Annotated in this window: 10 protein-coding genes; 5 read left to right on the plus strand and 5 right to left on the minus strand. The window is 41.9% G+C overall.

Translation table 11 applies throughout. From position 1 onward, the window contains the following. Positions 1-4 precede the first annotated feature (4 nt). From V5739_RS08960 to V5739_RS08980, 5 genes are read right to left on the minus strand one after another with little or no spacing between them, the layout of a single operon-like run. Positions 5-1,456 (minus strand): ATP-binding protein, encoded by a 1,452-nt coding sequence (locus V5739_RS08960; RefSeq protein ID WP_423817881.1) that lies wholly within the window; start codon positions 1,454-1,456, stop codon positions 5-7. A gap of 48 nt (positions 1,457-1,504) precedes the next feature. Next, the gene (locus V5739_RS08965; RefSeq protein ID WP_423817882.1) at positions 1,505-2,077 is read right to left on the minus strand and encodes a 5-formyltetrahydrofolate cyclo-ligase; all 573 of its coding nucleotides are present in this window, start codon (positions 2,075-2,077) and stop codon (positions 1,505-1,507) included. Continuing rightward, positions 2,052-3,053 (minus strand): succinylglutamate desuccinylase/aspartoacylase family protein, encoded by a 1,002-nt coding sequence (locus V5739_RS08970; protein WP_423817883.1) that lies wholly within the window; start codon positions 3,051-3,053, stop codon positions 2,052-2,054. Before V5739_RS08970 ends, V5739_RS08965 begins: the two co-directional genes overlap by 26 nt. Before the next feature lie 3 nt (positions 3,054-3,056). Further along, positions 3,057-3,929, minus strand: coding sequence for a 30S ribosomal protein S6--L-glutamate ligase (gene rimK, locus V5739_RS08975; protein WP_265162311.1), 873 nt, complete (start codon positions 3,927-3,929; stop codon positions 3,057-3,059). Then, positions 3,926-4,351: an ATP-dependent zinc protease gene (locus V5739_RS08980; protein WP_266068081.1), complete on the minus strand. Its 426-nt coding sequence runs from the start codon at positions 4,349-4,351 to the stop codon at positions 3,926-3,928. Before V5739_RS08980 ends, rimK begins: the two co-directional genes overlap by 4 nt. A gap of 251 nt (positions 4,352-4,602) precedes the next feature. On the opposite strand from V5739_RS08980, the gene uvrC reads away from it, so the two are divergent. The 5 genes from uvrC (at position 4,603) to V5739_RS09005 (ending at position 12,192) form a co-directional block, all read left to right on the plus strand. Further along, on the plus strand, positions 4,603-6,402 hold the full coding sequence (uvrC, locus tag V5739_RS08985) for an excinuclease ABC subunit UvrC (protein WP_423817884.1): 1,800 nt from the start codon (positions 4,603-4,605) through the stop codon (positions 6,400-6,402). After that, the gene (locus tag V5739_RS08990; RefSeq protein WP_423817885.1) at positions 6,395-8,617 is read left to right on the plus strand and encodes a patatin-like phospholipase family protein; all 2,223 of its coding nucleotides are present in this window, start codon (positions 6,395-6,397) and stop codon (positions 8,615-8,617) included. Before uvrC ends, V5739_RS08990 begins: the two co-directional genes overlap by 8 nt. A gap of 114 nt (positions 8,618-8,731) precedes the next feature. Then, positions 8,732-9,892 carry a homogentisate 1,2-dioxygenase gene (locus V5739_RS08995; RefSeq protein WP_423817886.1) on the plus strand — a complete coding sequence of 387 codons (1,161 nt, stop codon included), beginning with the start codon at positions 8,732-8,734 and terminating at the stop codon, positions 9,890-9,892. A gap of 93 nt (positions 9,893-9,985) precedes the next feature. Further along, complete coding sequence (gene hppD, locus V5739_RS09000) at positions 9,986-11,122, plus strand: 4-hydroxyphenylpyruvate dioxygenase (RefSeq protein ID WP_423817887.1); 1,137 nt, start codon at positions 9,986-9,988, stop codon at positions 11,120-11,122. A gap of 296 nt (positions 11,123-11,418) precedes the next feature. Then, positions 11,419-12,192 (plus strand): DUF3108 domain-containing protein, encoded by a 774-nt coding sequence (locus V5739_RS09005; protein ID WP_423817888.1) that lies wholly within the window; start codon positions 11,419-11,421, stop codon positions 12,190-12,192. The last annotated feature ends 1 nt before the right edge of the window (position 12,193 follow it).

A 12,193-nucleotide genomic window follows, 5' to 3' on the forward strand; every position in this document is an offset into this window, starting at 1 on the left:
AGAATTAGAGAGTAATTTTAAAAGTGGTGCCAATATTCACAGTACTGGTCACAGAAATTTTTCCACCCATTGTTTCTACCTGATTTTTGGTAATAAATAAGCCTATTCCGTTTGCTTCGGGATGCCGGTGGAAGGTTTTGTACATTCCGAACATTTTGTCCCCGTGCTCATCAAGATCAATTCCCATCCCGTTGTCGCTTATCTCAAGAATGTTTTCTCCATTCTCTTTGTAGGTCTGGATAAAGATCACTGGTTTTCTGCCTTCGAACCTGTACTTAATGGCATTGGTGATCAAATTTAGCAAAATACTCTCCAGATATTCCGAAATGTAATTTATTTCGTTCAACTGATTAAATTCGGCGATGATCTCCGCATTTTCTCTCTTGATAAGAGAATGGGCAGAGGCGATAACTACATCTAGAGCATCTTTAAATTTCACCACCCGGCGTTCTTTTTTAAGGTTGTTCTGTTTTGTAACTATTGTATTGAGCTCAACAATTGCTTTTTCGAGATTTTTTGAAATGTCATTTACATTGATAAGCAGGTCAAGTTTATCTTCAACAGATTTTGACTCTTCAAGAAGTTGAGAGATGAGGTTTAAATTACTGCTATGGCACCGTAGCTGGTGAGATACTATATGTGCAAAATTGAATAATCTGGAATTTTGGGATGCTATAATATCCAGGGAATTTTGCAGGTTCAATTCGTTGGTCTTCTGCTCATCTATATCCTGGAAGACACCCCGAATCCCAATAATTTCCTGGTCGTTATTGTAAACCGGCTTGCCAGTGGCCCTCACCCAGAATTCCCTGTTGTGGAAGGTACGCATTTTAATCTCTACCTTGAAAGGGATCCCATATTTTGAACATTTATGGAACATGCCTGTCACTTTTTCCCGGTGATCTTCTGCATAGAAACGCATTTTATCTTCGGGCTTGGGCTCATGGTCTAAAGGGCAGTCTAAAATCTTTTTCGTTACATTATCCCAGTACACAGCGCCCGAAGTCACATCGTAATACCAGCCACCCGTAGAGGTCATTTCGGCAGTTTCGTGATAGTAGAAGAAATTCTCTTCAATGGTATATTCGTCTCTCTTTGCCTGGTGAATGTTCACAAACATGAGTATGGCTGTATCGCCAAAAGCACCTTCGTCGCTCTTTAAATTCCTGCATTCGAACCAACGGTATTTTCCGTTCTCCAGCTTGATGCGGACTTCAGCATTAAAAGGTTTAGAATGAGTGGTAAGATCTTCAAAATGCTCCCTGAAGTCATACCGGTAATCTTTGTGTAGAATGTTATTGAGAAAATACTCAAAATGGTCACCTCCTGTGTCTGGATCTCCTACGAGATGATTGAAGTGAGGAGACCAGGAAATCTTTTTCGAGAAGACATTGATTTTCCAATAAGCAACATCAAAGTCTTCTAAAATACTGTTTAACTGGAGATCGTTGAGCATTAAAATTCCAATAAGGGAGGTAATAAATGTAATTGAAAACCAGTAGGTTTACAAATTTTTGAAATTATATATTTTGCCGGGAGTGATGCAGTAGTCTAACGGAACGTCGTGTTCGTTAATTTCTTTAATCTCTTCTTCAGCCGGAAATAGCGATAATCCTACTTTTACTACTTCTTTTGTGCAAAGGGAAAGAAACCTGTCGTAGAATCCTTTTCCGTAGCCTATTCGGTTACCTTTTTTATCAAAAACCAGTAGCGGAATAAAAACCACATCAATTTTTGTAGCCGGGATCTCAATGCCATCTACCGGCTCCGGAATTCCCCAGTCGTTAACTTTAATAACGGTGGAGTCTGTGAGCAGGTAATTGGTAAGAGAGCCATTTTTGAAATCGGATTTTGAGAGTACAATATTCTTATCCTTGCCCTGCAAAATGTGTAAAATGAGCTGTGTATCAACTTCTTTTTTTTCTGAAATACTCAGGAACAAGTGGTAATAAGAAAAGTTCCAGATAGGAAGATCTAAAAGGCGATTGGCGATCTCCAGGCTGCCTTTTTCAATGTGTTCCGGGGTGAGGGAGTCTCTTAGTTCTTTGTACTCAAGCCGAAGCTGTTTCTTGTTCATAGGATTCTTTTGAAAGAGAAATATGGAAAATAGCATCCCCCTGGTAAACAATGGGCGATTCATTCACATTTATAATGTAACCTGTATTTGGAGCTTTTACTTTGTGCCTCAGCTTTCCGTAAGGGTCGGTAATAGTTGCAATATATTCACCTTTTTCCACGTGTTTGCCGCAGGGTATCTTTACATGTAGAAGGCCACTGTATTTTGCCCTCATCCAGCTGCTGTATTCTATGATAATTGTTTCCCCTGTAGGATCGGGCACATCGAATTTTGGCTTGAGCATTTCAAAATGATCCAGAATGCGCATCACACCTTCTACTCCCTGTTTTGCAATGGTTTTGTTGCTGTCCTGTGATTTTCCTCCTTCAAAGAGCAGCACCGGTTTGCCTTGTTTTGCGCAGGTTTCCCTGTAAGATTTGGTTATGGTCTTAGAGATGATCGTAAAAGGTGCATTAAAGATCCTGGCATAGTGCATGTCCATTTCCTCGCCTTTTTTTATTCGTATTTGAGCTGCGTTAAATCGGCTTGCCCCACCAGTGTGAAAGTCCATACAAAAATCGGCTACCGGCAGTATCTTTTGCACAAACTGGTAGGCAAAACGACTCGCTAAAGAGCCATTTTTGGCACCCGGGAAAACCCTGTTAAGATCGCGCCCATCAGGAAATTCGCGCGCCATATTTAAAAATCCGAAGACATTTAGAATGGGAATACAAATTACGGTTCCCCTGGCAGGTTTGTTTATTTCCTTTACAATAAGCTGGCGCACCACCTCTACGCCATTGATCTCATCACCGTGAATCCCCGCGGTAATAAGTACCACCGGGCCCGGTTTTTTTGACCTTTCAATAATAATTGGCACTTCTACATGGGTAGTGGTGTAGAGTTTGGCCATGTTAAAGTTAATCGTTGCACTTTTGCCGGGAGGTACTCTTTTCCCTAAGATCTCAAGAACATTGTTCTCATCTATAGATGCCATACACTAAACATTTCGCTCAATATAACGAATAATGGTTTTAGCTATATCTTTTCCAGTGGCTTCTTCTATACCTTCTAGCCCCGGAGAAGAGTTTACTTCAAGAATAAGTGGCCCGCGGGAGCTTTGTAGCATGTCTACACCGGCAACACCCAGTCCCATTGCTTTGGCTGCTTTAATGGCTGCGTTCTCTTCATCGTCTGTAAGCTGAATGATACTTGCGGTACCGCCACGGTGAAGGTTAGAACGAAATTCCCCTTCTTTTCCCTGTCTCTTCATGGCGCCCACTACATGGCCATCCACAACAAACGCCCGTATATCGGCACCACCGGCTTCCTTGATAAACTCCTGTACAATTACCCTTGCCTGCAGGCCGTTAAAAGCTTCAATGACCGATTCGGCTGCGTTCTTGGTCTCAGCAAGAACAACTCCAAGGCCCTGGGTTCCTTCAAGCAGTTTAATGATCAAAGGGGCGCCTCCCACGTGGTCTATCACTTCTCCCACATCTTTAGAATAATTGGTGAATACAGTTTTAGGAAGTCCAAGCCTGGCACGAGACAGTACCTGTAGGCTTCTCAGTTTATCACGGCTCCTTACCAGAGACTGTGACTCGGTAGTAGAAAAAACGCCCATCATCTCAAATTGACGTACCACAGCCGTACCGTAAAAAGTAACCGAAGCCCCAATTCGCGGAATTACAGCATCGGCATCTTCAATATGCCTGCCTTTGTAGTAAATACTCGGGTGTTTCTTTTCAATAATAAGGTCACACTTGAGAGGGTCAATGATCTCGACATCGTGATGCCTTTTTTTAGCTGCCTCTACAAGCCGTTGCGTGGAGTACAGGCTGCTGTTCCTGGAAAGGATCTTTATATTCATTCTTGTTTCTTCTTAAAAGAGAGATCGTAATACTCGGTATCTACGATATATTTTCTAGTTATAAATTTACGGCCCAAAAGTACGGGAAATCTCATCTCCTGCCGGGCCGAAAGGGACAGGGAAATTTTCCGGGTCTTACCAAACAGGGTGATCGTGGTCTGGATTTGATACCGCTTTTGAACAATGCCATTACTGCTTTTCACAAACACAATATCATAGTCTTTAAACCTGTAAGTGCGGCCATTGTACAGCGGGTGCTCTTCATCCAAAAATGTGCATTTTAGCACCCCTTTTTCTTCCACGATGTGATCACAGTGGATGGATGAGGTGTAAGCTCCTGTATCTACCTTAACTGCTATGTCTTCGAGGTGTAGATCGGGAAAATCTGCCTTGTCAAAACGGCCAATGGTAATTTTTTCCATGAACGCAAGGTACTAAAAGCAGATTTTTAAAATCTTAACTATTTCTGAAAATATATTATGCTGAAAATGAAGCGACTCCCCATTGGTTTTATACTTCGGAAGGTTCTTTAAAGCCCCTTTTTGATTCCGGTTTCTTCCGAAGTAATCCTTCTTTTTGACATTTTTGACACCTGAAGCTTCAGAAGAAATTTTTAACACTATACACCCGAACCTATCCAAAAAGGCAAATTCTAATATTTTACCTTTGAAGCATGGAGGAAAATAAGCTGGAAGTACAATTAAAAACCCTCCCCGAAAATCCGGGAGTCTACCAGTACTTTGACAAAAACGGAAGGATCCTTTACGTGGGAAAAGCTAAAAACCTCAAAAAAAGGGTCACTTCATACTTTACCAAGAACAATGATAGCCATCGCATTCGCGTGATGGTGAAAAAAATCCATGAGATTAGGCATATTGTGGTTTCTTCGGAAACCGATGCGCTTCTCCTGGAAAATAACCTCATTAAGAAGCATCAGCCGCGCTTCAACGTAATGTTGAAAGACGATAAGACTTACCCATGGATATGTATCAAAAATGAGAGATTTCCGAGGGTTTTTGCTACCCGCCGCTTAGTTAAGGATGGCAGTGAATACTACGGCCCTTTTACCAGTTTTAAGACCATACACACGCTTATGGATTTGATTAAGGGCGTTTATCCTCTTCGCACCTGCAACTATGACCTTGCTGAAGATAAAATAAGGAACGGGAAGTACAAAGTGTGCCTGGAGTACCACCTTGGGAACTGCATGGGGCCTTGTGAAGCCTATGAAGCTGAAGCAGAGTATCAGAAAAAGATTGACGCCATACGCCAAATCGTCAAAGGAAATTTTAAGGACTCTTTACAGCAGTTTCGGCAGCAAATGAAAGATCACGCCCAAAAACTGGAATTTGAGGAGGCGCAAAAAATCAAGACCAAAATTGACATTTTAGAGAACTATCAGGCAAAGTCTACAGTAGTAAATCCAAAGATCAACAATGTAGATGTGTTCTCGATTGTGAGCGATGAGGGGTATGGCTATGTGAATTTTTTACAATTGTCGCACGGGGCAATTATAAGGTCTCATACCATAGAAATGAAGAAGAAGCTTAGCGAAACAGATCAGGAACTCCTGGAGCTGGGCATCACCGAGATCAGGCAAAGGTTCAATTCTCTCACCCGTGAAATATATGTTCCTTTTAAGGTTGATGTGGGTGAAGAAATTAAGGTGACTGTGCCCGTATTTGGAGACAAAAAACAAATTGTAGATCTCTCTACAAGAAATGCAAAATACTTTAGGCAGGAGCGTTTCAAGCAAATGAAGATCGTAGATCCAGACCGGCATGTAAACCGTATTATGGCCCAGATGAAACAGGACCTCAGGCTAAACGAGGAGCCAAGGCATATTGAATGTTTTGACAACTCAAATATCCAGGGGAGTAATCCTGTGGCAGCCTGTGTGGTCTTTAAAGATGGGAAAGCCAGTAAAAAAGATTACCGCAAATTCAATATTAAAACTGTTGAGGGACCTAACGATTTTGCTTCTATGGAAGAGGTAGTCTTCAGGCGCTACCGCAGACTCCTGGAAGAAGGGGAACCATTGCCGCAGCTGGTGATAGTAGACGGTGGGAAGGGCCAGTTGTCTTCAGGAGTAAAAGCTTTGGAGACACTTGGGCTAAGAGGAAAGATCGCCATTATTGGGATAGCAAAAAGGCTCGAGGAAATTTTTTATCCGGGAGATTCTATTCCTTTATACCTCGATAAAAAATCGGAAACCCTTAAGATCATTCAGCAGTTGAGGAATGAAGCGCACCGGTTTGGTATTACCTTTCACAGGCAAAAGCGCAGCAGTGTTGCCCTTAATACCGAACTTGAAGAGATCCCGGGAATTGGAGAAAAAACCGTGGTTGAGTTGCTCAAGAATTTCAGGTCTGTAAAAAGAGTGAAAGAAGCGTCGATAGAAAGTTTATCTTCGGTCATTGGGAAATCCAAAGCCACGCTTATCTATCAATTTTACCATTCAGAAAATGACTAAAAAACTCTGCATATTTTTCCTTCTTTTGGGACTCCTGCCGGGAATTGCCCAGGAGCAGGAAGATCCAAAGGTTGGGCTGGTGCTTAGTGGGGGCGGGGCCAAGGGCCTGGCCCATATTGGGGTGCTTAAGGTGCTCGAAGAAGCCGGGGTGCGCATTGATGTTATTGGCGGTACCAGCATGGGGGCTATTATTGGGGCTCTTTATTCTGCAGGCTATTCGGCTCACCAGCTGGACAGTATTTTTCAAACCATCAACTTTAATATCCTGCTCCAGGACGAACTACCCCGCAGTGCCAAGACTTTTTACGAGAAAAGGGATTCAGAAAAATATGCACTTACGCTGCCCTTTGATAATTTTAATATTAGTTTCCCGTCTGCACTTTCAAGGGGGCAAAATGTCTACAACCTCATGTCTAAGCTAACGCTGCATTTGGAGGAAAATCAGGATTTTGAAGCTTTGCCTATTCCTTTTTTTGCTGTTGCTGCCAACATTGAAACGGGAAAGGAAGTTTTGCTTGATGAGGGGCATCTACCACAGGCCATTTCGGCAAGTGCAGCCATCCCAAGCCTGTTCAGCCCAGTGATCATTGACGGCCAATTGCTGGTAGACGGGGGAGTTGTAAATAATTATCCGGTAGAAGAGGTGAAGCGCAGGGGGGCAGATATCATTATTGGTGTCGATGTGCAGGACACCCTTATGAAGAGGGATGAACTCAGGTCGGTTTTTGATATACTTACCCAGGTAAGTAACTTCAGGACCATCACCGATATGCACGACAAAGTTGAAAAGACCGATGTTTATATAGATCCTGACATCAAACCTTTCTCTGTAGTTTCTTTTGAAAAAGGCCGGGAGATCATTGATGAGGGCGAGGCCGCTGCGCGGGCAATGTTACCCAACCTGAAGGAGATCGCGGCCAGGCAGAAAGAAAAGCCGGTGCCGCAGAATTACATCTCACCTGTAGAATCTTTATACATCACCGGGGTACAGATAGAAGGGAACACCTCTTATCCCAGGGCGTATACTATGGGAAAATTGAAAATTCAGTCGCCCGATACTATTACCTACAGAGATTTAAACCTTGGCATCAATAACCTTTCGGCCACCAGGAACTTTAACCGGATAAATTACCGGCTTGCCCCTTCAAACGGAGGTCATGCCCTTGTGCTGCAGCTCGAGGAAAATTCAAGTAAAACCCTTTTGAGAATGGGTGTGCATTATGACAACGTCTATCACAGTGGTGTGCTCCTTAATATTACCCACAAAAGTTTTCTTGTAGCTAATGATGTAAGTTCCCTTGATGTGGTCCTGGGAGATAACTTCAGGTATAACTTCAACTACTACATTGATAAGGGCTACTATTGGAGCGTGGGGTTTAGGTCAAGGTACAATAGCTTTAGTAAAGGAGTTTCATTTGACCTCGCTAACGAGAATTCGGGGTTTGAAAGCGAAGGGATCAATAAACTGGAGATAGACTATGAAGATCTTACAAATCAGCTTTATTTAGAGACGCTTTTTCAGCAGGTATTTTCTTTTGGTGTAGGCTTGGAGCACAAGCATCTTAGTGTAACTTCAGAAACACTTAGTACCTCAGGTCCTGCACAACCGTCAAATGGTGAGTTTGATGACAGCTCTTATTATGCTCCTTTCGGGTATTTGCTTTACGATAGTAGGGATTCTAAATATTTTCCTACACGTGGGGTTTATTTTGAAAGTGATTTTCACTGGCACCTCCTGTCGTCAAGAGATGATTTTTCACCATTTTCTGCCACGAAGGGAACTCTTGGAGCTGCTTTTTCTCCTGTAGAGCAGTTGGCGGTAAGAATTTCTTCGGAAGCGGGGTTCAGGATTGGTAGTCGTTCAAATAATATTTTTGACTTCTTTTTGGGCGGTTACGGCAATGACTTCATAAACAATTTTACCTCTTTTTACGGGTATGAATTTGTAGATCTTTCGGGAGATAGTTTTACTAAAGCTTTGCTGGAGCTTGATTACAAATTTCTGGAAAACAACCACCTTATTTTTAGCGCTAATTTTGCCAATGTTGAAAATGAACTTTTTGAAGGAGGGAAATGGATCAAGTGGCCGGAGTATTCGGGATATGCTATAGGATATGGCCTGGAGACCTTTTTAGGTCCTGTTGAGGTAAAATATTCTATTTCCCCCGAAAGGAAGGAAAGTCAGTGGTCTTTTAGCCTGGGCTTCTGGTTTTAGAGGTCCTTTAACGGATATTTAGCTAAAAATTGTTCATATTTGTAACAGTTCCTTCAGGAGTTTTGAGACTTATTACGGGGATTTACGAAAACGTTTTCATTAAAATACACCAACATGCCTTTTTATCACACCCTCGGAAAAATTCCGCATAAAAGACACACCGTCTTTAGAAAGCCCGATGGAAGCCTGTACTATGAACAGCTTTTTGGAACCATTGGCTTCGACGGAATGTATACCAATATGTATCACGAGCAGCGGCCTACGCAAGTGAAAGAGATTAAAGGGAGCTATGATGTACAGCCGAAGGTGGCTACTGAAAAGAATATACAGTCTTACAGGTTTAAAGGTTTCCAGGTAAAACCAGACCCAGATTACCTGAAGAGCCGAAAAGTGGTGCTTACCAATAGCGATGTAGATATTGCCCTGGCTGCGCCACAAAAATCTACAGAAGATTATTTCTATAAAAATGCAGATTCAGATGAGTTGCTTTTTATTCATAAAGGCAGCGGGAAGTTAAGAACCCACCTGGGAAACCTGGATTTTAAATACGGAGATTACCTGCTAATTCCCCGCGGAACCATTTATAAACTTGATTTTAATGATGAGGTGAACAGGTTGTTCATTGTAGAGTCGAGGAGACCAATTTACACCCCAAAACGCTACCGTAATTATTTTGGGCAGTTGCTGGAACATTCGCCTTTTTGCGAAAGGGATATTAGAAGGCCTTATGAGCTGGAAACGAATAACGAAAAAGGGGATTTTTTGATCAAGATCAAGAAACAGGGGAAAATATTTGATATGGTATACGCGTCGCATCCGTTTGATGTAGTAGGTTACGATGGTTACAACTATCCCTATGCTTTTTCTATTCACGATTTTGAACCTATTACCGGCCGAGTTCACCAGCCGCCACCGGTACACCAAACTTTTGAGACTGATGCCTTTGTGGTGTGTTCTTTTTGCCCCCGTCTTTACGATTACCACCCCGAAAGTATACCGGCACCTTACAGTCACAGTAACATAGACAGCGATGAGGTGTTGTACTACGTAGACGGTGATTTTATGAGCAGGAACGACATCGAGGCAGGGCATATTTCTTTGCATCCGGCAGGTATTCCTCACGGGCCACACCCGGGAGCCGTTGAGCGAAGTATAGGCCAGACCGAGACCGAAGAGCTGGCAGTGATGGTAGATACCTTTAAGCCCTTAATGGTGACCGAAGATGCCATGGAGATTGCAGATGACTCTTACCATAAATCATGGCTTGATCATTAAAAAATAAAACCTTTCAAAAATGGCATTTTTGAGGGTTCATTAAATAACACTTTAAAGAAACATGCCGCACAGCGGCCTAAAATATATTTATTTATGTCTACTGAAAACACAACAGAAATAGAAAAGACCGTGCCACAGGCAGAAGATTTCCTGCCCATAATGGGTACAGATTATGTTGAACTCTATGTGGGGAATGCCAAGCAGGCAGCCTACTACTACCAACAGGCCTGGGGCTTTCAGCCTGTAGCTTATTCGGGGCTTGAATCGGGTAGCAAAGACAGGGTCTCCTATGTACTGCAGCAGGGCAAAATTAGATTGGTGCTTACCAGCCCTTTGCAACCGGGAGGCGAAATAAATGCACATATAGACAAGCATGGAGATGGCGTTAAAGTAGTAGCCCTGTGGGTAGATGATGCCCGTAAGAGTTATGAAGAGACTACAAAGCGAGGTGCGAAATCTTATTTTGAGCCTAAAGAGGTAAGTGACGAACATGGGCATGTAGTGCTTTCGGGAATTCACACCTATGGCGAAACAGTGCACGTATTTGTTGAAAGAAAAAATTATTCGGGGCCATTTATGCCGGGCTACAAGGAATATAAACCCAATTTCCAGGTGAAAGATGTAGGTTTAAAATACATTGATCACATGGTAGGAAACGTGGGATGGAATGAAATGAACAAGTGGTGTGAGTTCTACGCTAAAGTAATGGGCTTTGCGCAAATGGTTTCTTTTGATGATAAGGATATTTCTACGGAATACACCGCCTTGATGAGTAAGGTGATGAGTAACGGTAACGGCCGGATCAAATTCCCTATCAATGAACCCGCGGAAGGAAAGAAGAAGTCCCAGATAGAAGAATACATCGATTTTTATAATGGTGCCGGCGTACAGCACATCGCTGTGGCCACCGATAATATCATTGAAACTGTCACTGCTTTGAGGGACCGGGGAGTAGAATTCCTTTATGTTCCCGAGGCTTATTACGACGATGTTTTAGATCGGGTAGGAGAAATAGATGAAGAACTCGAGCCGCTAAAGGAACTTGGGGTGTTGATTGATCGTGATGATGAAGGTTACCTGTTGCAAATATTTACCAAGCCGGTTCTTGACAGGCCAACCATGTTCTTTGAGATCATTCAGAGAAAAGGAGCTCAATCTTTTGGAAAAGGTAATTTTAAAGCCCTTTTTGAAGCTATAGAAAGAGAACAGAATTTGCGGGGAACCCTATAAAATAGATGCCAACTCATTGATAATGTAGATTAAGACTTAAAAAAATAGGTTTTTACAATAAGTTGCGTTAAAGTTATTTTTTTAGTTGTGTAATAGCTACTTATATAAGAATTTTGCACCGCAATTTTGGAGTGGTTACCAGGATTGGGAAAAAAAATTACTTTTTTTTCATAATTTAAGTTTTAGTTGGTTAATAAGATTAAAAGCCCCGTCATTCATTTGACGGGGCTTTTTGTTTTTAATACATTTGGAATAGAAATTGTAATTGTCATATCAAAAAAACCTACTTGTATAAAATGAAGAAGATTACAGCAATTATAATTTCACTTATAGCTCTCAATGTTTCGGCTCAGTCTCATCAGGCTTTTGACGCCGGCGAATGGTTTAGGTTCCGTATTCACTACGGCATGTTCAACGCGAGCTTTGCTACCCTTGAAGTGAAGGAGACCACACTAAGAAATAAATCTGTTTATCATGTGGTGGGGCAGGGAAAATCTACTGGTTTATTACACCTGTTCTTTAAAGTTGATGACAACTATGAAACCTTTATGGATAAAAAGAGTGGTGCGCCTCTCAGGTTTATAAGGCAAATAGATGAAGGTGGTCATACCCGTGATCTACTTGTAGATTTTGATCATGACAGTAATACCGCTCATGTTTTCAATAGAAAACATAATACCAGGGATACTTACGCTATTCCCGAGAATGTTCAGGATATGCTTTCTTCTTTCTATTACCTGCGTAATAATCTTGATGTAAGTGCTATTGAAAAGGGAGAGATGTTTAGCATTAAAATGTTTATAGATGACGAGAATCACGATTTTAAGTTAAAATTCCTGGGGAGGGAGGTCGTAAAAACAAAAATGGGTAATATTGCGGCATTAAAATTTCGGCCCTACGTGTTAGCAGGAAGGGTTTTTGAAAAGAAAGAAAGCCTTACTATTTGGGTTAGTGATGATAAAAATCGCATGCCCCTAAAGATCAAAGCCGATCTTGCTGTAGGTTCTCTAAATGCTGATATTGATGCTTTTAAAGGCTTGAAATATCCGTTGAATATAATAATGAATTAAA

The organism is Salinimicrobium sp. TIG7-5_MAKvit (genome assembly GCF_049569215.1).
Lineage (GTDB): Bacteria > Bacteroidota > Bacteroidia > Flavobacteriales > Flavobacteriaceae > Salinimicrobium > Salinimicrobium profundisediminis.